Origin of the sequence: uncultured Xanthomonas sp. (genome assembly GCF_964278005.1) — a bacterium.
Classification (GTDB): Bacteria; Pseudomonadota; Gammaproteobacteria; order Xanthomonadales; family Xanthomonadaceae; genus Xanthomonas_A; species Xanthomonas_A sontii.
Window position 1 is genome coordinate 32509 of record NZ_CAXYKF010000019.1, and the last position, 22909, is coordinate 55417.

Annotated in this window: 16 protein-coding genes; 11 read left to right on the top strand and 5 right to left on the bottom strand. The window is 71.0% G+C overall.

Annotation, left to right across the window (positions count from 1 at the left end):
* Window positions 1–21: 21 nt before the first annotated feature.
* The 4 genes from recD to ACHWVH_RS12675 form a co-directional block, all read right to left on the bottom strand.
* Window positions 22–2013 carry an exodeoxyribonuclease V subunit alpha gene (gene recD, locus ACHWVH_RS12660; protein ID WP_394687294.1) on the bottom strand — a complete coding sequence of 664 codons (1992 nt, stop codon included), beginning with the start codon at window positions 2011–2013 and terminating at the stop codon, window positions 22–24.
* A complete protein-coding gene (gene recB / locus ACHWVH_RS12665; protein WP_394687295.1) occupies window positions 2010–5843 on the bottom strand; it encodes an exodeoxyribonuclease V subunit beta in 3834 nt (1277 codons plus the stop codon). Before recB ends, recD begins: the two co-directional genes overlap by 4 nt.
* The gene (gene recC / locus ACHWVH_RS12670) at window positions 5840–9247 is read right to left on the bottom strand and encodes an exodeoxyribonuclease V subunit gamma (RefSeq protein WP_394687296.1); all 3408 of its coding nucleotides are present in this window, start codon (window positions 9245–9247) and stop codon (window positions 5840–5842) included. Before recC ends, recB begins: the two co-directional genes overlap by 4 nt.
* 408 nt (window positions 9248–9655) lie before the next feature.
* Window positions 9656–14662, bottom strand: a complete 5007-nt coding sequence (locus ACHWVH_RS12675) for a putative Ig domain-containing protein (protein WP_394687302.1) — start codon at window positions 14660–14662, stop codon at window positions 9656–9658.
* 301 nt (window positions 14663–14963) lie between these two features.
* Between ACHWVH_RS12675 and ACHWVH_RS12680 the strand changes: the two genes are divergently transcribed.
* The 4 genes from ACHWVH_RS12680 (at window position 14964) to ACHWVH_RS12695 (ending at window position 17285) form a co-directional block, all read left to right on the top strand.
* Window positions 14964–15515 (top strand): phage tail protein, encoded by a 552-nt coding sequence (locus ACHWVH_RS12680; protein ID WP_295926502.1) that lies wholly within the window; start codon window positions 14964–14966, stop codon window positions 15513–15515.
* Between the two features lie 68 nt (window positions 15516–15583).
* On the top strand, window positions 15584–16111 hold the full coding sequence (locus tag ACHWVH_RS12685; protein ID WP_295926505.1) for a phage tail protein: 528 nt from the start codon (window positions 15584–15586) through the stop codon (window positions 16109–16111).
* A gap of 60 nt (window positions 16112–16171) precedes the next feature.
* Complete coding sequence (locus ACHWVH_RS12690) at window positions 16172–16708, top strand: phage tail protein (RefSeq protein WP_394687297.1); 537 nt, start codon at window positions 16172–16174, stop codon at window positions 16706–16708.
* A 7-nt stretch (window positions 16709–16715) separates the two neighbouring features.
* Window positions 16716–17285, top strand: coding sequence for a GNAT family N-acetyltransferase (locus ACHWVH_RS12695; RefSeq protein WP_394687298.1), 570 nt, complete (start codon window positions 16716–16718; stop codon window positions 17283–17285).
* Here ACHWVH_RS12695 and ACHWVH_RS12700 read toward each other — a convergent pair.
* The gene (locus ACHWVH_RS12700; protein ID WP_017909947.1) at window positions 17278–17565 is read right to left on the bottom strand and encodes a DUF6916 family protein; all 288 of its coding nucleotides are present in this window, start codon (window positions 17563–17565) and stop codon (window positions 17278–17280) included. The genes ACHWVH_RS12695 and ACHWVH_RS12700 overlap by 8 nt on opposite strands.
* 329 nt (window positions 17566–17894) lie before the next feature.
* Here ACHWVH_RS12700 and ACHWVH_RS12705 point away from each other — a divergent pair, with 329 nt between their 5' ends.
* From ACHWVH_RS12705 to ACHWVH_RS12735, 7 genes are all read left to right on the top strand, one after another.
* Entirely contained in the window at window positions 17895–18686 is a 792-nt protein-coding gene (locus ACHWVH_RS12705; protein ID WP_152237765.1) for an ABC transporter ATP-binding protein, read from the top strand.
* On the top strand, window positions 18686–19435 hold the full coding sequence (locus tag ACHWVH_RS12710) for an MlaE family lipid ABC transporter permease subunit (protein ID WP_017909945.1): 750 nt from the start codon (window positions 18686–18688) through the stop codon (window positions 19433–19435). Before ACHWVH_RS12705 ends, ACHWVH_RS12710 begins: the two co-directional genes overlap by 1 nt.
* Before the next feature lie 103 nt (window positions 19436–19538).
* A complete protein-coding gene (mlaD, locus tag ACHWVH_RS12715) occupies window positions 19539–20078 on the top strand; it encodes an outer membrane lipid asymmetry maintenance protein MlaD (RefSeq protein WP_017909944.1) in 540 nt (179 codons plus the stop codon).
* Entirely contained in the window at window positions 20075–20740 is a 666-nt protein-coding gene (locus ACHWVH_RS12720) for a phospholipid-binding protein MlaC (protein ID WP_152237766.1), read from the top strand. Before mlaD ends, ACHWVH_RS12720 begins: the two co-directional genes overlap by 4 nt.
* Window positions 20730–21047 (top strand): lipid asymmetry maintenance protein MlaB, encoded by a 318-nt coding sequence (locus tag ACHWVH_RS12725; protein WP_267084930.1) that lies wholly within the window; start codon window positions 20730–20732, stop codon window positions 21045–21047. Before ACHWVH_RS12720 ends, ACHWVH_RS12725 begins: the two co-directional genes overlap by 11 nt.
* Before the next feature lie 3 nt (window positions 21048–21050).
* On the top strand, window positions 21051–22139 hold the full coding sequence (locus ACHWVH_RS12730) for a VacJ family lipoprotein (protein ID WP_295965904.1): 1089 nt from the start codon (window positions 21051–21053) through the stop codon (window positions 22137–22139).
* Window positions 22140–22319: 180 nt separating this feature from the next.
* Window positions 22320–22775 carry a hypothetical protein gene (locus tag ACHWVH_RS12735; protein WP_394687299.1) on the top strand — a complete coding sequence of 152 codons (456 nt, stop codon included), beginning with the start codon at window positions 22320–22322 and terminating at the stop codon, window positions 22773–22775.
* Window positions 22776–22909 lie beyond the last annotated feature (134 nt).

A 22909-nucleotide genomic window follows, 5' to 3' on the forward strand; every position in this document is an offset into this window, starting at 1 on the left:
GCCAGCTCCTGACGCGGCTCGTCAAAACAGCGCGCCCTGGATCGGCGTGCTGGGTAGTTCGGGAAGGATATCGGCTGCAGGCCGCAACGGCTGCGACTGTGGCTGCTGCTCCCCACCCAACCGCCACGCCAACCCCGAGATCCGCGCCGCATGCCGTGCGAGCGCGGCGCGCAGCACCGTTTCGCTGGCGGCGATGTGCAGCGCGCGGCGGGCGCGGGTGATGCCGGTGTAGACCAGTTCGCGGCTGAGCACGCGGGCGTCGCGGGCCGGCAACTGCAGCCAGACTTCCTCGAATTCGCTGCCCTGGGCCTTGTGCACGGTCATGGCGAAGGCGCTTTCGTGCGCGGGCAGTGCGGCCGGGTGGAAGCCGCGGACTTGGCCGTCGCCGGCGCCGTCGAACCAGGCGACCAGGGTGCCCTGTGCGTCCTTCAGGCAGATGCCGACGTCGCCGTTGAACAGGCCGTGGCGGTAGCTGTTCTCGGTGATCAGCAGCAGGCGCCCGTGGAACCAGGGCGCGGCGGCGCCGAGGCGGCGTGCGCCGCTGGCGGTCTCGGCCAGCAGTTGTTCGATGCGCGCGTTGAGTCCGCGCGCGCCCTGCGGGCCGGCGCGCACGGCGGTGAGCAGACGCAGGCGCGCGGCGGCGCGCAAGGCTTTCGCCGGGTCCTCGGCGTCGCCGAGGGCGCGCCAGTGCGCGAGCAGGGCGTCGCCGCCGGCGGCGAGCGGGTCGTCGACGCCATCGTGGAAGCGCACGCCGGCGAGTTGGCCGTCGCGCAGCAGGCGCAGGGCGCCGTCGGCGTCGCCGCTGCGCACGGCGTCGGCCAGCGGCGCCAGGGCGAAGTCCTGGGCCTGGCGGTAGCCGCGCAGCAGGTGCACGCGGTGCCCGGCCAGGCCGCCGTGGTCGTGCGCGACCGCGCTGTGGCCGAGCAGCGGCTGCAGCGCCTTGGCGTCGTCGGGCTGTAGCGCGTCGCCGGGGCCGGCGGCCTGCAGGATCGCGGCAAGCACGTCGCCGGCCTCGACCGAGGGCAACTGGTCGGCGTCGCCGAGCAGGATCAGCTGCGCGCCGTCGGCCACGGCGTCGACCAGCTTGCACATCAGCGGCAGATCGACCATCGAAGCTTCGTCGATCACGATCAGGTCGAACGGCAGCGGGTTGTCGGCGTCGTGGCGGAAGCGCGGCAGGTCGGGGATGACGCCGAGCAGGCGATGCAGGGTGCTGGCGCCGGCCGGCAGCGTCTCGGCCAGGGTGGGGTCGACGCCGTCGGCGAGTGCGCGCGCCACCGCGGCGCGCAGGCTCTCGGCCATGCGCTCGGCGGCGCGGCCGGTGGGCGCAGCCAGGGCGATGCGCGGCGGCGGCAGGCCGGCGGCGCGGGCCTGGGCGAGGCGCAGCAGCAGCAGGCGGGCGATGGTGGTGGTCTTGCCGGTGCCGGGGCCGCCGGTGACCAGCAGCAGGGCGCGGCGCAGGGCCAAGGCTGCGGCTTGGGCTTGGCGGTCGGATGGGTAGGCGGCGGCCGTACCCTCACCCGCCCTGCGGGCACCCTCTCCCGTGGGGAGAGGGAAGAGCTGGGCGAACAGGGGCGCGAGCGCGGCGAGGTCGTTGTGCGGCAGCGGCTGTGCGGCGAGGCGGCGCAGGCCCAGGGCCAGGCGTCGCTCGTATTCGCGGTAGCGGCGCAGGTAGAGCAGGCCGTGTTCGAGTACGAGTGGGCAGTCGGGGCTGGCCGGGTCTTCGGCAGCGGGTTGTGCGACCCAGCGCGAGGCGGCCAGCGCGCGGGTCCAGTCGTCTGCGGTGGGAAGCGCGGGGGCGGCGCCGTCGCGGCTGTCGAGCAGGAGGCTGGCGCGTGCCGGGTCGAGGCCGGCGTGGCCGCTGGCCACTGCCAGCGAGGCCAGGGCGGCGCCGGCCAGGACCAGGTCGGGGGTGTTCGGATCGAGGCGGGCCAGGCTGTGCGCGAAGGCGTGGTCCAGCGTGCGCAGGGTGCCGCTGCGGTAGAGGGTGGCGAGGAGGTTGGATTGGCTCACGGCGTGGGGACTCCGTGGGCGGACGTACCCTCACCCCAACCCCTCTCCCGAGGGGAGAGGGGCTCAAGCGGAGCGCCGGCGAAGAGGGTGTCGACGCCTTCGATCAGGTCCGGGTCGAAGCGCCAGGCGTGCACGCCTGGCGACGGGTCGCGGGCGGCGTCCAGGCCGCGGCAGAACAGGTAGCGCACGCCGCCGAAGTCGCGGGCGTAGTCGTAGGCACCGCCCAGGCGGAAGCGCAGCCAGCGGTGCAGCGCCACGGTGTAGATCAGCGCCTGCAAGGTGTATTCGCTGTGCGCCATCGCCCGCGCCAGGGCGTCGGGGTCGTAGCCCGGCAGGCGGTTGGACTTGTAGTCGAGCACGTACCAGCGGCCGTCGTGCTGGTAGGTGAGGTCGATCAGGCCGGTCATCAGTCCCTCCAGGCGCTGCCGCGCGCCGAACGCCTGGCGCTCGCCGGCCACGCCGAAGCGGTGCAGCAGCGCCAGCAGCGCGTCCACACGCGTCGGGCGCATGGCGAAGTGGAATTCCATTTCGTTGCGCCGCTGCTCCTCCGGCACCGCAGCCAGGCAGGTGCCTTCGGGCAGGGCGACGGTGAGGGTGTTGCCGACCAGGGCGGTGAGCATGGCGGTGCCGTCTTCCAGTTCGTCCTCGGCATAGCCGCCGCGTCGCAGCGCTTCGACGATGGCGGTGGCCTGCCCCGCTGGCGCCGGCTGGCCCGGGTGCCAGTCGCGCCAGGCGGCGAAGTCGCAGCGCTCGAACACGTCGTGCAGGGCCACGCCGAAGCGGTTGCCGACGAAGCGACGGTCGACCATGTCCACTTCCACCGCGGCGCTGACCGGCTCGCTGGCGGCGGGTTCGTCGCTGCCGCCGCTGCTGGGCACGGTGGCGCTGGCCATCGGGTCGCTGCCGGCATCGGCATTGGCGAGCTGGGTGAAGCTGTACACCCACCACTCCGGCAGCACGCGCCGCTGCGGCACGCGCGCCGGCGGCACCGGCGGCGCCGGCTCGGGCGGCAGGCGCGGCAACTGCGCCGGCGGCGGGGTGCTGTCGATGGCGATGGCGCCGGGAGCAGCGGCGGCCTGCAAGGCATCGAGATCGCGCAGCATCGGTGCCAACGCGGTGCGCTCGTGCTGCGGGAAGGCGCCGGTGGCGGTCCACAGTGCGTGTTCGGCGCGGGTCAGGCCGACGTAGAGCAGGCGCGCGTCCTCGGCGCGCTGCTCTTGTTTCCACGCGGCCTCAGCGGTGTCCCAGGCCGGGTCGGACTCGCCGCCGCTGCGGCTGGTGTTCCACTGCAACTGGCGCCCACCCTGCGGCGCCGGCACCACGCAGTGGCGCCCGGGGCTGCGCTCGCTGCGGCCGATGCCGGCGTACGGCAGGAACACCAGCGGATACTCCAGGCCCTTGCTCTTGTGCAGGGTGACGATCTGCACGCGGCGTGCGTCCGACTCCAGCCGCAGTTGCTGCGCTTCGTCGCTGTCGTCGGCATTGGCGATGCGCCGCGCCAGCCAGTCGACCAGGCCATGCGGGCCGAGCGCGCGGGTGTCGGCTTCCTGCAGCAGTTCGGCAAGCTGCAGGTAGTTGGTGAGGCGGCGCTCGCCATCGACCAATGCCAGCAGGCGCTGCCCGTGTGCGGCGCCGAGGTCGCCGATCAGGGCGAGCGGTCCGCCGCGCTGCCAGCGCTCGCGCCAGTCCAGCGCCTGTTGCTGCCAGCGGCGGTGGCGCTCGCCATCGTGGTCGAGCGCGGCGATGGCCGCGGCGTCCTCGCCGATCAGCACGGTGGCCAGTGCGGCGCGCAAACGGCCGTCGTCGCCGGGGTCGAGCAGCGCTTGCAACAGCGCCAGCAGTTCCAGCGCCTCGTCGGTGGCGAACAGGCTGCGACGGCCGGCGGCGACCGCGGGAATGCCGGCGGCGGCAAGCGCCTGCTGGATGCGCGTGGCCTCGCCGTGACTGCGCACCAGCACGGCGATGTCGCCGGCCTGCACGGGGCGGCCGAGCAAGCTCGCGCGGCCGTCGCGCGCATCGGCCAGCCAGCCGCGGATCGCCGCCACGCAGGCGGCGGTGCACAACTCGCGGGCGCGACCGGCGCTCCACGGCTTGGGCTTGCCCGGCGCCTTGGCGGTGGCCGGTGGCGGCGGCGGTTCCGGTGCGCGCCACACGGTCAGCGCCGGGGCCGGCACGCTGCCGCGTTGCAGGTCGGCATCGACGCGCTTGCTGCCCGGCTGCACCGGGTGGAAGGCGATGCCGTCGGTGAGGAACGCATCGGCGTAGCCGGCCTGCGCGTACAGCGCGTCGATCGCCGCCAGCAGCGCCGGGCGCGAGCGGAAGTTGTGCGCCAGCGGCGGCGCGCGTTCGGCATCCGTGGCGGCGGCCAGGTAGGTGCGCACGTCGCCGCCGCGGAAGCCGTAGATAGCCTGCTTGGGATCGCCGATCAGGGCGAGCAGCGGCGGCAGCGTGTCGTCCGGCGCGGGCAGCGAGGGCGCGATCGCTGCGTCGTCCTGCGCCGCAGCGGGATTGGCCGTGTCCGGGGCGAACACCTTGCGGAAGATCGTCCACTGACGGTCGTCGGTGTCCTGGAATTCGTCGACCAGGGCCACCGCGTACTGCGCGCGCAGCCGCTGCGCCAGGGCGGCGCCGTGCGGGCCTTCCAGCGCGCGCGCCACGCCCTCGACCAGGTCGTCGTAGGTCTGCACGCGGCGCTGCCGCTTGAGATGGGCCAGCCGCTCCGCCGCGTCGGCGCGCAACGCGTGCAGCAGGCAGATGCGGCGTTGCGTGCGCCACTGCGCCAGCTGCGCCAATGCGGCCAGGTAACCGTCGATGGCGTGGCCCAGCGGCGAGGCCGGGGTGCGCTCGGCGTGCTTCTTGTTGGTGCCGGCGGTCAGTTCGGCGGCGGTGAGCTTGATCAGCTTCGGATGCGGCGGCGCGTCCGCGGTCGGTGCCGCGGCGAAGGCGTCCAGCCAGTGCCACAGCGCGGTCAGCCAGTCGGGCTTGTAGCTGACCTTGCTCAGCACGCCGGCATCCATCGCCGCGGCGATCGCCTCGAAACAGGCGGTGCCGTGCGTGCGGAACGCCTCGGCCAGCGCCACGCCGGCGCGCTGCGCGGCCTGCTGCAACACGGCGCCGTCCTCGGCGGAAAAGACCGGCGCGGCCGGCAACAGCGTCGGATGCCGCACCAGTTCGCGCAGATCGATCGCCATGCCGTCCGGACCGCCCGGCCACAGTGCCACCAGGTCCTCGGCCATCGCCGGATCGGCGGCGCGTTGCCGCCACAGGTCGGCGGCGACGTCGCGCAGCAGTTCGCGGTCGTCGGTGAGCAGTTGCGGTGCGGCGAAGGCCTGGCCGCTTTCCAGCGCGTGCTCGCGCAGCACGCGCGCGCAGAAGCCGTGGATGGTGAAGATGGCGGCGAGGTCGATGTCCTCGGCGGCCTGCTGCAGGCGGCGGCGCAGGGCCGCTGGGGTTTCGGTGCTGGCGGCCAGGTGCGCGGCGAGGATGGCGCGGGTGAGGGCGACGTCGGGCAGGTCTTGTTGTGGGGTTGGCTGCGATGGGTCGGTCGCGAGGTCGGTCGCGGCTAAAGCCGCTCCTACGCGGTCTGGATCGGGGACCAGGCTGGCCGCCAACGCCAGGCGCTCGCGGATGCGGCGGCGCAGTTCCTGGGTGGCGGCCTCGGTGAAGGTGACGGCGAGGATCTGGCCCAGACGCAAGCCGCGCTCGACCACCAGGCGGGTGAACAAGGTGGCCAGGGTGAAGGTCTTGCCGGTGCCGGCGCTGGCCTCGATCAGGCGCACGCCGTGCAGCGGCAGCTGCAGGTAGGGGTCGCGGTCGGGTGCGGCGTTCATTCGGCGTCTTCCTGGGTGCCGCGCCAGCGCTGCCAGCTCTCGCTCAGCCGCTGGGGATCGAGTGCGGGGCCGGCGTCGCCCTGTTCGAGCAGGCCGAACACGCGCTGGCTGGTGGCGGCGAACTCGGCGAAGCGCTGCGCATCGGCGAACGGGTCGCGGCCGCGGCTGACCAGGCGCAGTTCCGGGCTGTCCGCCTCGCTCCAGCCGAAGCTGGCCTGCCATTGCGCGGCAGCGTCCTTGATTGCCTTGTCGAGATCGCCGGCGCGCGCGGCCTGGTAGTACTTCCAGCTGCTGTACGGCGCGAACGCCAACGGCGCCTGCCGGCCATGCCGGTACAGCTGCAGCAGTTCGCCCAGCGCCTGCTGCGCCTGGGCGGCGGGCAGCGGCTCGCGGTCCATCGGATGCGGGCCGAGGCTGTCGTCGTGGTCGAAGAAACGCACGTAGGGCGCGCGTTCGCCGGCGGCGCGCAGCAGCAGCCATTCCAGCCCGTGGCGGATCGCGCTGCGCCCGCTCAAGGCGCCCACCTGCACGCGTGCCACGCCGGGCGCGTACCAACCCGGCAGGCGGCCATGCAGCGCGGTGCCGTCGAGGTCCACCTGCAGCCGCGGCGCCAGTGGCGCGGCGTCGCCACCGCGCCACTGCCGGAACGCCTCGGCGTACGGGCGCAACTGGCGCACGCGCTCGTCGAGCTGGCGCCGGCCCAGCGGCCCGGATGGCAGCAGCGCGCGGGCGCGCAGGCGTTCGTACAGGGCCTCGGTGTCCTCGCGCAGCACCGCCTCGAACACCTGCTGCTGCAGGCCGTACTGATCGAGGCCGCGGCTGGGCGCCAGCAGCGGTTCCAGATCGCTGTCGGCCTGCGCCGGATCGGGCAGGCGCAGGCCCAGGCGCTGGCGCAGGAACTGCCCGGCCGGATCGACCAGCAGCCGGCGCAGATCGTCGATCGACAGCTGCGCCGGCAGCGCGTCGTCGGCCGCGGCTGGCAGCGCGTCGATCCATGGCGCCAGCGGCTGGCGCTGGCCGACCAGGCTGTCCACCGCCGGCCGCCACTGCCGTCGGTAGCTGAAACGGCGGGGGTCGGCCTCCTCGGCACCGGTGGCGCCGAACGCGGCGGCGGCGAACGGCTGCAGCGGATGCCGCACCACCAGTGCCGCGGCGGCGGCCGGATCGGCGTGGTACTGGGCGGCGCAGGCCAGCAGCTCGCCGACCAGCGGCGAGGGTTCGCGCACGCTGCCGTCGCGCGCGTCGGCGCCCAGGTAGCTCAGGTAGAACACCTCCTGCGCCGAGGCGAACAGCTGCAGGAACAGGAAGCGGTCGTCCTCGCGCGTCGAACGATCGCCGTGGCGGCGTCGCGTGGTGCCCAGTTCGGCGGTGAGGCGGTTGAGCCCGGCGGCCGGATCGCGGCGCGGGAAGTCGCCATCGTTCATGCCCAGCAGGCAGATGACCCGGAACGGCAGCAGCCGCATCGGCACCATGCGGCCGAAGCTGATGCCGCCGGTGAGCAGCGGCGCGCGCGTGTCCGATTCGCCCAGCACCGCAGCAAAGTGCGCACGCACCACCTCGGCCGGTACCGCCTCGGTGTAGTCGGCGCGAGCAGCGTCGCGCGCGAACTGGTCGATCAGCGCGCGTAGCCGCTCCAGCGCGCGCTGCTGGCGCGGTGCCGACGGACTCTGCGGCAGCAGCGCCTCGAGCAGGCCCAGCAGCACTTCGCGCCACTGCGCCGGCGGCATCGGCTCGGCCAGCGCGGCCTGGTGGCGATCGAGCACGCGCAGCAGGCGCAGCAGCGTGTCCAGCGCCGCCAGCGCGCTGCCTTCCAGTTGCGGCCACGGCGCCACACCGTCGATGTCGTCCTCGGCGCCGCTGGCGTGACCGAGCAACAGCCGGTCCAGGGCGAAGCGCCAGGTATAGGCGTCGTCGGCCGGCGCCTGGTGGCGCTGCCGGTGCGCTGCGTCCAGGCCCCAGCGCGCGCCGGCGGCGTGCAGCCAGGCGCGCAGACGTTCCAGCCCGGCCTCGTCGAGGCCCGCGGCCTCGGCGATCGGCGCGCTGGCGAGCAGGTCCAGGATCTCGTGCAGGCCGAAGCGTGCGATCGGCAGGCCGAGCAGCGCCAGGAACACTTCGGCCAGGGGCTCGCTGGCCAGCGGGCTGGCGTCGGCCAGCGCATAGGGCAAGGCATCGTCGCCGGCGTGGCCGCCGAACACCGCGTCCAGATACGGCACGTAGGGATCGATGTCCGGCGACAGTACCGCGATCTCGCGCGGCTGCAACGGCGGATCGAAGCGCGGGTCGTCCAGCAGCGCGCGCAATTGGTCGTGCAACACCTGCAGTTCGCGCAGGCGGGTGTGGCAGGCATGCACCTGCAGGCTGGGATCGTGCGGGTCCACCGCGGCCAGCGGCGCCGGCCGCGCTGGCGCACGGCGATGGAACAGATCGCTCTGCATGCGCCGCAGCAGGCTGTCGCCGAGGCCGCCCTCGGCCAGCGTGCGCCGGCCCGACTCCAGCGGATCGGCATAGACCGCGATCTCGGCCAGCGGATGCACCACCTCGTAGTCGCCGATCAGCGCCATGAAGTCGCGCCCGGCCGCGCCCCAGGCCTGCAGCAATGGGTTCTCCTGCACGTGGTCGGCGAACAGGTCCACCGCCCCGCCCTCGCGGCGGCGCTGCCACAGCGTCTGCAGATCGCCCCAGTAGCCCTGCGCCGGCGTCGGCAGGTAAAAGTGCAGCGTGCCGGCGCGCGCCTGCGTGGCCAGCACGCGCAGCACATCCGGAGAGATGTTGAGCACGGCGAAGGCGAACAAGCGCCGCGGCAGGCCCTGCGGTAACGGCCCGTCCGGGCGCGCGTAGCGGTCCAGGTACTGGCCGATGCGGCGTGCGCGGTAGGCGCGGCCCGTGGCGATGCGCCGCCACAGCCGCGCCTGCGGATCGTCCGGGTCGGCGCCGCCTTCCCAGCGCAGCAGCCAGTCGCGACGCCAGGCCTGGTACTTCTCGAACACGTTGCTCAGCTCGCCGGCCAGGCTCCACGGCTTGAGCGCATCGCCATCGGCCAGATAGCCGGCCAGCGGCGCCAGCGCCGCATCGCTGCCCAGGTCGCCCTGCAGTGCCGCGTACAGGCGCCAGTGCATGGTCGCCATGTCCAGGTCGTCGGCCGCGGCACCGAGATTGCGCTCCAGCGCGCGCGCGACGAATTCGCCGGGAGTCAGGAATTCCAGGTTCGCCGCCACCCCGTGCACCGTGGCCAGGGTCGATTGCAGCCAGCGCCGCATCGCCACCTGCGGGATCAGCACCACCTCCGGCGCCAGCAAGGGCTGCCCCGGCGACGGCCGGCGCAGTTCTTCGGCAAGCAGGGCGGCCAGGGTATCCAGCGCGTTGGAGGGATATAGCCGGAAATCGGGCGCGGACGGGGCAGGCATGTGCCGGGCATTGTGCCGGATGCGGGCAGGCGGCGCTTTCGGGCACAGCCTTGTGCACCCAAACATCGCGGGTCGCTTCGCGCCGGACCCTCACCCCAACCCCTCTCCCGGGGGAGAGGGGCTAGCCGCTCCCTTCTCCCCTCGGGAGAAGGTGGCCCGAAGGGCCGGATGAGGGTACGGGCGCCAGCCTCGCGTGCCCAAACATCGCGGGTCCCTGCGCGCGGACCCTCACCCCAACCCCTCTCCCGGGGGAGAGGGGCTAGCCGCTCCCTTCTCCCCTCGGGAGAAGGTGGCCCGAAGGGCCGGATGAGGGTACGGGCGCAGCCTCGTGCACCCAAACATCGCGCGTCGCTGCGCGCCGGACCCTCTCCCCAACCCCTCTCCCGGGGGGGAGAGGGGCTCAAAGCGTCAGTACTTCTTCTCGACGTTGAACATCCAGGTCTGGTCGCTGCCGCTGTCGCCGTCGGTCACGCCGCGGTACTCCACGCGCGTGGACAGGCCCTGGTCGGTGCTGAACACCACGCCCACGCCCAGCATCAGCCGGTTGCGGTCGTACACGCTCTGCCCGGTGCGGTACAGGGTGCCGCCGACGATGTCGGCATAGCCCAGCGTGGCGTCGCCGCGGCCCTGGAAGTCGTGCTGGTACTCGAGCCGGAACTGCGGCGTCAGCCGTCCCCAGGTCATCTGCCGGCGCCATTCCAGGCGCAGGCCGAGGTTGCCGGTGGTGGTGGCCACGTCCATGTCCTCGTAGCGCAGCGCATACGGCGCCATCGCCGCTTCGCTGTAGGCGTCCAGCGTGGCGCGCGCGGCATCCACCCGCGCGTACGGGGTGATCTGCCAATCGCCGCGCTGCAGATCGGCACCGGCCGACAGCGACGCGATCCACTGGTGGCCGCTGCGGTCGCCTTCGGCCAGGGCGCCGTTGTCGGTGACGTAGCGGCGCAGGTCGTAGGACAGCAACTGGTAGCCGACCAGGGTGTCGAAGAACAGCGTCTGGCCCGGGTGATAGCTGGCATACAGCGCCAGCGTGTACGCGGTCGACTTGCTGCGGCTGCCGTCGCGGCCGACATCGCTGTCGTCGCGGCCGAAGCCCACGCCCGCGCCCAATGCGAAGGACGAGGAGACGCGGTAATCGGCGCCCAGGCTCAGGCCATCGGTCTGGAAATCCACGCCGGCGCGCTGCGACTGCCTGTCCAGGCTGCCGGAGCGGATCGCACCACCCACCCACAGGCCCAGATCGCCTGCCGCAGTGGCATCGCGTGGTGCCGCCGACGCGGTGTCGGCGCCGCCGTCCATGGCGCCGTCGCGCAGGTCGCGGTTGGCCGGGTCGCACGCTTGCGCGTCCAGGTTGCGATCGCTCTGCAGCGTGCGGTCGCGCTGGCGGCACTGCGAGCTGGCCTGGAAGCTCACGCCGTTGTCGAAGCCGCGCGCACCCCGGTGGGTCGCCTCCAGGCGGCGCTGGAAGTTGTCGATCTGCGCCTTGGCGAAGCGCCGGGTCGACTCGGCCTGCGCGTCGATCAGACCACGCACCTGCGCATCCTGGGTCGGATCCCGGCGCGGCGCGATCACGAACACGATGTCCGCCGCGGCCGAGGTTGCGTATGCATTAGACAGGGTGAAGCGCACCGTGGCGTTGCCGGAGAAGGCCGGGTTCGGCACGAAGGTCAGTATGAAGCCCGGGCCGTCGTCCGCGGCCGCGGTCGGCACGCCGGCGGCCCTGGCGGCCGCGCGGGTGATCGTCGCGGTACCGGCGTTGGCCGGCAGCACCGCGACCACGGCGGCCGCCACGAACGGACCGCCGGTGGCGTCGCGGGTGACGTCCAGGGTCTGCGTCTGCCCGGTCACCGCCGGCACCGTCACCGACACCGCGATGGGGCGGGCGTTGACGGTGATGGTGACCACGGCCGGGGCCGAACTGCCGCCGGCGCCGATGGCGGTGTAGTGCACGCTGTCCACGCCCACGTAGCCCGGCGCCGGCGTGTACACCAGGCGCACGCCATCGACGGTCGCGGTGCCGTGGCTGGGCGCGGTGGCGATGGCGATGCTGTCGATACTGCCGGTGTCGTTGCCGGTGACCGCCAGGGTCAGCGCGGTATCCACGAGGGTGGCGCCGGTGTCGTTCGCCGCCACCGGTGCCGGCACCGCCGAGGCGATGGTCAGGGTGTAGGCCTGCGTGGCCGAGAAGCCGTTGGCGTCGCTCACCTTGATGCTGAAGGCGAAGCTGCCGGCCGCGCTCGGCGTGCCGGACAGCACGCCCGCCGGGGTCAGGCTCAGCCCGGTCGGCAGCGCGCCGCTGACCACGCTGTAGCTGTACGGTGCGGTGCCGCCGCTGGTGCTCAGGGTCTGGTTGTACGCGGTGCCCGCGGTGCCGGCAGGCAAGGTCGGCTGCCCCGGAGTCAGGGTCGGCGCCGCGATGCTCAGCGTGTAGCTGCGGCTGGCCTGGCCGGGGACGCCGGCGGTGCTGTCGGTGACGGTGGCGGTGAAGACGAAACTGCCCGCCTGGGTCGGGGTACCGGACAGCACGCCGGCCGCGCTCAGGCTCAGCCCGGCCGGCAACGCGCCGGTAGCGAGGCTGTAACTGTAGGGCGCGGTACCGCCGGTGGCGCTGAGCGCCTGACTGTAGGCGCTGCCCGCGGTGCCGGCCGGCAGCGCCGGCGGCGACAGCGTCAGCGTCGGAGAGGCCACCGTCAGGGTGAACGCCTGCGCCGCAGTGAAGGCGTTGGCGTCGGTAACGCCCACGGTGAACGCGAAGTTGCCGGCCGTGGTCGGCGTACCGGACAGCACGCCGCCCGCGCTCAGGCTCATCCCGCTCGGCAAGGCGCCGGCATTGAGCACATAGCTGTACGGTGCGGTGCCGCCGCTGGTGCTCAGCGCCTGGCTGTAGCTGGCGTTGATCGCCGCTGCCGGCAACGTCGGCGGGGTGATGGCCAGGGTCGGCGAGGCGATGGACAGGGTGTAGGCGTGCGAGCCGCCGAAACTGCCGGCATCGGTGACGCCGACGACGAAGGTGAAACTGCCGGCCACGGTCGGGGTGCCGGATAGGACACCGGCACTGCTCAGGCTCAGGCCCGCAGGCAAGGCACCGGAGCTGAGCGCGTAGGTGTAGGGCGCCGTCCCGCCGCTGGTGCTCAACGTCTGGCTGTAGGCGGTGCCCGCGGTCCCGGACGGCAGGGTGGACGGGGCGACGGTCAAGGTCGGCGCCACGATCGCCAGCGTATAGCTGCGCGACGCCTGGCCCGGCGTTCCGGAGGTACTGTCGGTCGCGACCAGGGTGAAGCTGAAATTGCCGGTCACGGTGGGCGTGCCGCTGAGCGCACCGGTCGCACTGTTGACGGTCACGCCTGCCGGCAAGGCGCCGGCCGTGACGGCATAGGTGTACGGCGCGATGCCGCCGCTGGCCTGGGTGATCGCCGCGCTGTAGGCCTGGCCGGCGGTGCCGTTGGGCAGGGTCGTCGCCGGCAGCGTCACGGTTGGCGCAGCCACCGTCAACGTATAGGCACGGCTACCACTGATGGGCGACGCGCCGCTGTCGGTCGCGGACACGGTGAAATTGAAGCTGCCGCTGCCGCTGGGCGTGCCGGTCAGCACGCCGGCGGAACTCAGCAGCATGCCCACCGGCAATGTGCCGGTGGTGATCGCGAAGCCATATGGCGCCGTCCCACCACTGGCCGTCAAGGTCTGGCTGTAGCTGGTGCCGGCGGTGGCCGCCGGTAGCGACGTCGGCGAGATCGTCACCACCGCATCGTCGTTGAGGATCGTGCCGGTGGCGGTGGCGCGGGCGATGGTGGCGTTGCTGGCAGCGGACAGGGTCACCGTGAACGTCTCGTCCGGCTCGACGGTGGTGTCGCCGATGATCGTCACTGCGATGCTCTGCACGGTGGTGCCGGGCGCGAAGGCCAGCGGACCCGAGCTGGCGACATAGTCGCTGCCGGCAGTGGCGGTGCCGTCGGCGGTCCCGTAGTTGACCATGACGGTTTGGCCGCTGGCGGCGCTGAGGGTAACCGTGAACGTCGCCGTGGTGGTGCCGCTGTTGCCTTCGATGACGCTGACATCGCCGATCGAGAGCGACGGCTGCGCATCGTCGTTGACGATGGTGCCCTGGCCCTGTCCGTCGGCGACGGTGGCGCCGCTGACGTTGCTGACGTTGACGAAGAAGGTTTCGTCGGGTTCGTTGAGCGTGTCGCCGATCACCTGCACGGTGAAGGTGGCACTGCTGCTGCCGGCCGGAATGGTCAGCCCGTTCACGCTGGAGGAGATGTAGTCGGTGCCCGCGGTCGCGGTGCCGTTGGCGGTGGCGATGTCGAAGCTGACCCCGCCACTGCCGGCCGGCTGGCTGAGCGAGACGGTGAAGGTGAACGCGGTGTTGCCGGAATTGCCCTCGTTCTGCGACACGTCGTTGACCGACAGCGCCGGCTGGTCGTCGTTGAGGATGGTGCCGGTGGCGCTGGACGGCGAGCCGACGGTGTAACCGCTGCCCGCATTGAGGCTGATCACCACGGTCTCGTCCGGCTCCACCGTGGTGTCGGGGGTGGGATCGACGGTGATCGTGCCGCTGGTCTGCCCGGCCGCAATCACCAGCGGCGAGTTGACCGCGGCGTAATCGGTACCGGACGTCGCGGTGCCGCCCACGCTGAAGCCGATCGAGAGCGCCGACGGCGACGCCTGGCTCAGGGTGACGGTGTAGACAAGGTTGGCGCTGCCATCTTCGGCGACGCTGGCCGGCGACACCGCGATGCTTGCCGAAGGATAGTCGTCATTGACGATGGTGGCGGTGGCGCTGGAGGGGTTGCCGATCGAGTAGCCGGTACCGTTGGCCACCTGGAAGATCACCGTCTCGTCCGGCTCCACCGTGGTATCGGCGACCGGGGTGACGCTGAAGCTGGCGGACGTCGCGTTGGCCGGCACCACGATGCTGCTGACCGCACCGGTGTAGTCGGTCCCGCTGGTGGCCGTGCCGCTGCGGGTCAGGTTCACCGTGGTCGCCGAACTGTTGGTCGAGCTCAACGTCACCGTGTAGACGAAGGGCGTGCCGCTGTCCTCGTTGGCGCTGGACGGGGAGACCGTGATGCTGGCGCTGCGCGAGGGGTTGATGGTGATGTTGAAGACGATCTGGTTGTTGTCTTCGTCCAGCAGGTAGAACGAGTCCGAGGTCGCACCGTCCCCGTTGTTGTTGTAGGTCACTCGCTCCGTGCCGGCGGCGTCGAGCTGGCCGGTAAGCACGTAGTTGCCGTGCGACGGTTGCGCGCCATCACTCATACCGAAGTTGTTCGGGCCGTCGCAATTGCTGACGTCGAACGTCACCGATTGGCCCTGGTTCACGGTCGCGGTCTGCGGTGTCGTGCAGTAGGGCCCGGCAGCCAGACAGACCTGCGATGTAGCCAGCAGCAGGAGCGCCATCAGCCAACGCAACGTCAGTCGCACGCCGCGCGAAGCGGTGGATTTCGTAGACATATTTCGATTCCCCCAAAACGCGCCACCCCATGGGCGCTGGCAGCCATCCTGGTGCCTCGGACTTCGCGGAACATCGGCTCTGCAAGCATCGGCCATGCGCGTCGCGCAACTATTGGAACAACAAATCCGACGCCGCGTAAAGCAACAAATGCGTCACGTCTGTCTGGTTCAGCGAAATCGTCGCTTGCAAGTCGCCGAAGTCGTGATTAAGTAGTCTGGCGCCAGACACGAGGTCTGGCGTCATCCACTCCGGGGGGAGATCCGCATGAGCGAGTTCTTCATCGGTCAGATCATGCTGACCGGTTTCGCGTTTGCGCCAAAATATTTTGCGCAGTGCAATGGGCAATTGCTGCCGATCAATCAGAACCAGGCCCTGTTCAGTCTGCTCAGCACCCGCTTCGGCGGCGATGGCAAGACCACCTTCGGCTTGCCGGACATGCGCGGGCGCACGCCGGTGGGTTATGGGCCGTCGGCCGATCCGGCGTGGCAGCCGCCTGCGGTGCCGATGGGCCAGGCCGCTGGCGCGGAGACGGTGACGCTGGTTGGCGACAACCTGCCCCAGCATCTCCATCTGCTGGATTGCAGTAGCGTCAACGGCGACAACCGCACGCCCGCCAGTCGCTTGTTCGCGAACAACATCGTCAGTCCCGGTCCGGGAACAGCGCACGCGCTGTATGCCGCGCCGGGCACGACGGTGCCGTTGTCGCAGTCCACCATCGCCAACAGCGGCGGCGGCCAGGCGCATCCGAACGTGCAGCCGTACACCACGATAAATTTCTGCATCGCGCTGTCCGGCATCTTCCCTTCGCGCAGCTAGGCGCATCCGCACCCAAGCTCACCGCGTGCGGCGGCGCGCGTGGCGCCTCATCGACCAGGAAGCATCTCATGGGTACTCCTTTCATCGGCGAAATCCGCATGTTCGGCTTCGGCCGTACACCCCAGGGCTGGCAGGCGTGCGACGGCTCGCTGCTGCAGATCTCCGAATACGAACCGTTGTATGTGCTGCTCGGCACCGCCTACGGCGGCAATGGCACCAGCACCTTCGCCGTGCCGGATCTGCGCGGTCGCCTGCCGATCCACCAGGGCCAGGGACCGGGCCTGAGCAACTATCCGCTCGCCCAGCGTGCAGGTACCGAGACGGTGACATTGACGGAGCTGCAGATGCCGGCGCACACGCATACCGCCCAGGCCACCACCGCCGCAGCGACCGCGTCGGCGCCGGCCGGGCTGCTGCCGGGCGCGGTCAACGGCAGCGTGTTCTATGCCAGCGACACCACCGGCGCCACCATGGTCGCGATGTCCCCGCAAAGCACCTCGTTCGCCGGCGGCAACCAGCCGCACGACAACGTCATGCCGACGCTGACGGTGCAGTACTGCATCGCCACCACCGGCATCTTCCCGCAACAGGCCTGACCCCCTGCGCCGCGCCGACATGGCTGCGGCATGCATCCGCTTCATCGGAGGACTCCGCTCATGACCGAACCCTATATCGGCGAAATCCAGCTGTTCGGCTTCGACTACAACCCGTACGGCTGGGCGTTGTGCAACGGCGCCACCCTGCCGGTCACGCAGAACACCGTGCTGTACTCCCTGCTCGGCGTGGCCTACGGCGGCAATGGCACCACCACGTTCCAACTGCCGAATTTCGTGACGCGCGCCGGTTGCCAGCAGGGCGCGGGGCCGGGCCTGACGCCGCACACGCTGGGCAGCAACTTCGGCTCGGCGTCGGTGAGCCTGCAGAGCACGCAGATCCCGATGCACCAACATGGCGTCAACGCGTTTTCGCAGCCGGATCCGACCAAGAAGACCGGTATGCCGGTCAGCGGCGCCGCACTCTCGTCGCTGAACCTCACCAACGAGCGCCCTTTCCTGGCCGTCGCGCCGAACACGCAGTTCTCCCCGACCATGTTGATGCCCACCGGCATCGGTCAGGCGCACGAGAACCGACAGCCGTATCTGGCGGTGAACTTCTGCATCGCGTTGCAGGGCAACTATCCGGCCTTCAACTGAGGACATGATGTCGATCGCCGCGTCGCCCGGCTTTCCGCAACGGGACGCCGGGCTCGCCGCGCCGCCGGCATTGTGGGCGCGCGGCATCGTCCTGCGCGCAGCACAGGCCACGGACCTGGACTGGCTGCGCGACCTGTACGCCAGCACGCGGCGCGACGAACTGGCCGCGGTGCCGTGGCCGGAACAAACCAAGCGCGCCTTTCTCGACCAGCAGTTCGCCTTGCAGCATGCGCACTATCTGCAGCACTTTCCCGGCGCGGACTTCCTGATCGTGGAAGACGCGCACGCACGCCTTGGGCGGCTGTATCTGGACCGCAGCGCGGATCCGCACGTCCTGGTCGATATCAGCCTGCTGCCGGACTGTCGCGGCCACGGCATCGGCGGTGCGCTGATCGGACAGGCACAGGCGCTCGCGCATGCGGATGGGCGCGCACTGACACTGCATGTGCTGCATGCCAATCCCGCAGCGCAGCGGCTTTACGCGCGGCTGGGCTTCGTCGCCGGCGAGGCCGGCCAGACCCATCTGGCCATGCGCTGGGATGGCGCCGGCACGAAGCCGGACGCGCGCGTCAGTTGAACACCGCCTGATACAGGAAGCCGTCGCGTTCGCGCGCGACCGGCACCAGGAAGATGCCGATCTCGCCCAGGCGCGGATGGCGCATCTGGTAGGTCTGCTGCGGAAACAGAAAAGCCGAGCCGTTGCGGAACAGCAGCGAGAACGGGGCGCGCCGCGCCGCGGGCGGCGTCGGCAGCGGCCGCGCCTCGACCAGCACGAATGCGACCTCGCCTTCGTTCAACTGCGCCGAGAACGTCTCGTTCACGCTTCCAGCGAAGTGTTCCAAGCTCAACAGCTCCATCCTTGACTCCAGGTGTGGTTCGGCACGGTCGCCATGCCGGCATCGTCGCGTGCCGTCGCGACGCGCACAAGCGCTGTGCGGGCATTTGTCCACACCGCCTTTTGTCCACCCCTCAAGTGCAGCTGCGAGGCGCTGGCGCGGTGGCGGCCATCCCGAGTCGATGCGGCGTCGCCGACGACCAATGCGCGGCCGCATGACACGCTGTTGCATGAACGGGGTGAAGCGGGCGCGCACACCGGCCCGCGCGGTGCCACAATACTGCACGGGCCAGTTCGGTTAAGTTCAGCCGAACGGATCGATCCTATGTTGTATTTTCGTTAAAGGTCGCGATGGCGTCTTCCGAATCCAATCTGGTGCAGTTGTCGGGCGTGCGCATCGACCGCGGCGGCCGGGCGATCCTGCGCGACGTCTCGCTGAGCGTGCCGCGCGGCAGCATCACCGCGGTGCTCGGCCCCTCCGGCAGCGGCAAGTCCACGCTGCTGGCGGCGCTGACCGGCGAACTGGAGCCGGCCGCGGGGACGCTGCAGGTGTTCGGCAAGCCGCTGCCGCGCGGCAGCCGTGCGCTGCGCGAGACGCGCAAGAGCATCGGCGTGCTGCTGCAGGGCAACGGCCTGCTGACCGACCTGAGCGTGGCCGAGAACGTGGCGCTGCCATTGCGCGCCCACACCCGCCTGCCCGAACCGGTGCTGCAGCGGCTGGTCGCATTGAAGCTGCACGCGGTGGGCCTGCTGGCCGCTGCCGACGCCTGGCCGCGCGAGCTGTCCGGCGGCATGGCGCGGCGCGTGGCGCTGGCGCGGGCACTGGCCCTGGACCCGCCGCTGATGATCTACGACGAACCCCTGACCGGGCTGGACCCGATCGCCTCCGGCGTGATCATGAGCCTGATCCAGCGCCTCAACCACACCCTGGGCCTGACCAGCATCATCGTCAGCCACCACGTCCACGAGACCCTGCCGATCTGCGACCAGGCCGTGGCCATCGCCAACGGCGGCGTGGTCTTCGCCGGCACCCCGCAGGACCTGCAGGCCAGCAGCGATCCGTTGCTGCAGCAGTTCCTGCACGGCCGTCCCGACGGCCCGATCCCGTTCGATGCGCCGCAGCGCGCGCGGAGCGCCGCCTGATGGCCATCGTTGCCCCGATCCGTTCCCTGGGCCGTGCCGGGCTGTTCTTCCTGACCGTGCTGCGCGGCTCGCTGCCGACCCGGGACCTGCTGGCCGAGCTGATCCGCGAGATCTACAAGGTCGGCGCGCGTTCGCTGCCGATCATCGCCGTGGGCGGCGCCTTCGTCGGCCTGGTGCTGACCCTGCAGGGCTACCGCACGCTGCAGACCTATGGCGCCTCCGATGCGCTGTCCACGCTGCTCGGCCTGTCGCTGTACCGCGAGCTGGCGCCGGTGCTGACCGCGCTGCTGTTCATCGGCCGCGCCGGCAGTTCCATCGCCGCCGAGCTCGGCCTGATGCGTGCGACCGACCAGATCAAGGCGCTGGAGCTGATGGCGATCGACCCGGTGGCCAAGGCGGTGGCGCCGCGCTTCTGGGCGGCGGTGCTGACCGTGCCGCTGCTGACCGGCATCTTCTGCTCGCTGGCGATCAGCGCCAGCTATTTCGAGGCGGTGGCGGCGCTCGGCCTTGACCGCGGCACGTTCTGGTCGGCGCTGTCGAGCAGCGTGGATTTCTGGGACGACTTCGGCGTGGCGATGCTGAAGTCGGCGGTGTTCGGCGGCACGGCGGCGCTGGTGGCGGCCTATGTCGGCTTCCATGCCGAGCCGACCATCGAGGGCACTTCGGTGGCCACCACCCGCGCCGTGGTCAACGCCTCGCTGCTGGTGCTGATGTTCAACTTCGTCATGTCGGCGCTGCTGTTCCGCTGAGCGGCGCCAACGCGGGACCGGCCGGCGACGGCAGGCTCCGCGGCAACATCCCGGTCGCGGCACTGGCGCCGCGGCCACGCTGAATCAACAAGGTAGACACGTTATGGCTCTCCGTGGTCCCCGTCTCGAGTTCGCCGTCGGCGCCTTCCTGCTGCTGGGCCTGGCCTCGCTGCTGGTGCTGGCGCTGGCTTCCACCAACCGCCAGTGGGGCTTCGGCGGCCACCGCTACGATCTGGTCGCGCGCTTCTCGCAGATCGGCCAGCTGCGTGCGCAGGCGCCGGTGAAGATCGGCGGCGTCATCATCGGCCAGGTCGCCAAGATCGACCTGGACCCGACCAAGTTCGACTCGGTGGTGACCCTGTCCATCGACGACAAGTACAAGGACCTGCCGGCCGACACTTCGGCGGCGATCCTGACCAGTGGCCTGCTGGGCGAGAGCTATGTCGGCCTGCAGCCCGGCGGCGACCCCGACACGCTCAAGCCCGGCCAGGAAATCGCCTTCACCCAGCCGGCGGTGGACCTGATCCAGCTGGTCGGCAAGTACATGTTCGGCGGCGGCAGCGCCGGCGGCGACAAGAACGCAACACCCGCTGCCGCACCCTCGGCCGACCCCACCACGCCCGCAACGGAACCCAAGCCATGACGATCAAACTGCTTTCCGCCGCTCTCGCCGCCGCGCTGGCCGTGGCCGCGCCCTCCGCCGCCCTGGCCCAGGCCGCCGCGCCGGCCGCCGCCACCCAGGCCGGTTCGGCCAGCAAGGTGGTGCTGGAGAACAGCACGCGCATCCTGACCACGCTGGAACAGCGCCGCGGCGAGTTCAAGAGCAACCCGACCGCGCTGCGCCAGTTCATCGACAGCGAGATGAACAAGTCCTTCGACCGCGACTACGCCGCCCGCCTGGTGCTGGGCGTGCATGGCCGCGGCGCCTCCGACGCCGACGTCAAGCTGTTCGGCGACGCGATGGCCGACAACCTGATGCAGCGCTACGGCACCTCGCTGCTGACCTTCGAAGGCAAGCCGCAGGTGCGGGTGAAGTCGGAAACCCCGCTGCCCGGCGGCCGCGGCGTCAAGGTCTCCACCGAACTGCTGCGCAGCGGCGGCGACCCGGTGCCGGTGGACTACCTGCTGCGCAACACCGGCGCGGGCTGGAAGATCTTCGACGTGATGGTCGAGGGCGTGTCCTACGTGCAGACCTTCCGCAACCAGTTCGACACCCCGCTTCGCAACAAGTCGATCCCCGAGGTTGCGGCCGAGCTGCGCAACGGCACGCTGCAGGCGGCACCGGCGGGCAACAGTGGCAAGTGATGCGCCGCAGCTGCGCCGCGACGGCGACACGCTCGCGCTGAGCGGCGTGCTCGACCGTGCCGCGGCCACCGCGCTGTGGCCGGCAGCGCTGCGCGCGCTGCCGGGCGCACGCGCGCTGGACCTGCAGGGCGTCTCGCGGGTGGACAGCGCCGGCCTGGCGCTGCTCGCCGAACTTGCCGCGCGCCTGCGCGCCCAGGGCCAGGCCGAGGTCGCCATCCATGGCGCCCCGGCCGGCCTGACCGACCTGAGCGCCGCCTACCGGCTGGCCTCGACCCTGGACTTCCACTCTCCCCCTGCGGCGAGCTGACACATGAACGTGCTGCGTATCCTCACCTCCCTGACCCTGGCCGCCGCCCTGGGCGCCTGCGCTGGCGCGCCCAAGCGCACACCGCCACCGCCACCGCCGCCGGTGGCACAGACCGCGCCTGCCGCCGGCGACAGCGCCGCGGCTCCCGATACGCACGCCACACAGGCGACCGCGGACAGCGCCACCGGCATGGACACCGGCGCCGCGCCGGCATCGGCAAGCGCGCCTGCGGCGATGCCGCCGGCGAGTGCTGCCCCGGGCGCCGCGTCGGCCAACGGCACGCCGACCTCGGCCGAGGACGACTACGCCGCGCTGTACGGCGGCGACCCGTACAACCCAGTCGCCGATCCGACCCTGCCAGAGGGCGTACCTGCACCGCAGAGCTACGATCCGTGGGAGAAGTTCAACCGCAAGGTGCACGCCTTCAACAACGTGGTCGACCGTGGCGTGGCGCGGCCGCTGGCACGCGCCTACGTCAACGTGGTGCCGCGGCCGGTGCGGTTGGGCGTGACCAACTTCTTCGACAACCTCAGCTCGCCGCTGACCATGGTCAACCAGTTGCTGCAGGGTCGGCCGCTGCAGGCGGGACAGACGCTGAGCCGGTTCCTGATCAACAGCACGCTGGGCATCGGCGGCATCTTCGACCCGGCCACCGACGCCAACCTGCCGCGGCGCAGCGAGGACTTCGGCCAGACCCTGGGTGTGTGGGGCTGGCGCCGCTCGCGCTACCTGGAACTGCCGTTGTTCGGCCCGCGCACGGTGCGCGATGCGTTCGGCCTGGTTGGCGACGCGCCGCTGTCGCCGCTGCAGCAGATCGAGGAAGACCGGGTGCGCATCGGTCTGCAGGGCCTGCAGTTGGTCGACACGCGCGCGCAGTTGCTGTCGCTGGACAGTCTGCGCGACCAGGCGCCGGACGAGTACCAGTTGACCCGCGATGCGTGGCTGCAGCGCCGCAACTATCAGATCGAGAGCGACATGCGCGGGCACAAGCGTCAGGACGACGATCTGCCGGCCTATCTGCGCGAGGAAGAGACCAATCCGACGGTGCCGGTGGATGCGATGCCGGTCCCGGAGTGGCGCGGCGGTCGCTGAGTCGCCTGCACTTAGGCAGCACAGAAAACCCCGGCTTCGGCCGGGTTTTTTGTGCCTGAACTTTTTTGCCATCGCGCACAGTAGTAGCAGCGCAGAGTGGAGTGGCTGTTGGGTTGCAGCGGGTGATGCCGTATCCGCAGCGGACGTCGACGTGCCGTCGCTTCGCTCTTGCTCTTGCTCTTGCTCTTGCTCTTGCTATTGCTATTGCTATTGCTATTGCTATTGCTATTGCTCTTGCTCTTGCTGTTGCTCTGGCTGTTGCTCTGGCTGTTGCTATTGCTTTGGCTGTTGATTTACCGGGGTCCCCTCGGCGCGGCAGCCACGGCGGGGAAAAACCCGAAGGGCGGCGCACAGGGACGTGCGCCGTTCGCGGCAGGGGCAGGATGCCCCTTCCGCGAATCCCCGTCGTGGCTGCGAACCTGGAGCGCGAAGCGCGGAAGGCGCGCTGCGGGGTGTGCTTTCTTTTGGTTACTTTTCTTTGCACAAGCAAAGAAAAGTGACTCGCCGCAAGGCGAAAGCCTTTGCTGTTGCTTTCAAGCTTCCAAACGAAGCAACCACATCAACGACAACAGCAGAAGCAAAGCTTTCGCCCTTGCGGGCGAGTTACTTTTCTTTGCTCGCGCAAAGAAAAGGTAACCAAAAGAAAGCGCGCCCTGCCTCGCGCCCTCCGCGCTGCGCGCTCCGGGTCCGCGTCCATCACGGGGATCCGCGGAAGGGGCATCCTGCCCCTGCCGCGGACGGCGTACATCCATGTACGCCGCCCTTCGGGT

Excerpts from the sequence above, each read along its gene's own strand:
- ACHWVH_RS12710 (WP_017909945.1), top strand. The coding sequence starts at position 18,686 with ATGGCCATCGTTGCCCCGATCCGTTCCCTGGGCCGTGCCGGGCTGTTC.
- ACHWVH_RS12730 (WP_295965904.1), top strand. The coding sequence starts at position 21,051 with ATGAACGTGCTGCGTATCCTCACCTCCCTGACCCTGGCCGCCGCCCTG.
- ACHWVH_RS12700 (WP_017909947.1), bottom strand. The coding sequence starts at position 17,565 with ATGGAGCTGTTGAGCTTGGAACACTTCGCTGGAAGCGTGAACGAGACG.
- ACHWVH_RS12705 (WP_152237765.1), top strand. The coding sequence starts at position 17,895 with ATGGCGTCTTCCGAATCCAATCTGGTGCAGTTGTCGGGCGTGCGCATC.
- recC (WP_394687296.1), bottom strand. The coding sequence starts at position 9,247 with ATGCCTGCCCCGTCCGCGCCCGATTTCCGGCTATATCCCTCCAACGCG.
- recB (WP_394687295.1), bottom strand. The coding sequence starts at position 5,843 with ATGAACGCCGCACCCGACCGCGACCCCTACCTGCAGCTGCCGCTGCAC.
- ACHWVH_RS12690 (WP_394687297.1), top strand. The coding sequence starts at position 16,172 with ATGACCGAACCCTATATCGGCGAAATCCAGCTGTTCGGCTTCGACTAC.
- mlaD (WP_017909944.1), top strand. The coding sequence starts at position 19,539 with ATGGCTCTCCGTGGTCCCCGTCTCGAGTTCGCCGTCGGCGCCTTCCTG.
- ACHWVH_RS12680 (WP_295926502.1), top strand. The coding sequence starts at position 14,964 with ATGAGCGAGTTCTTCATCGGTCAGATCATGCTGACCGGTTTCGCGTTT.
- ACHWVH_RS12720 (WP_152237766.1), top strand. The coding sequence starts at position 20,075 with ATGACGATCAAACTGCTTTCCGCCGCTCTCGCCGCCGCGCTGGCCGTG.
- ACHWVH_RS12695 (WP_394687298.1), top strand. The coding sequence starts at position 16,716 with ATGTCGATCGCCGCGTCGCCCGGCTTTCCGCAACGGGACGCCGGGCTC.
- ACHWVH_RS12685 (WP_295926505.1), top strand. The coding sequence starts at position 15,584 with ATGGGTACTCCTTTCATCGGCGAAATCCGCATGTTCGGCTTCGGCCGT.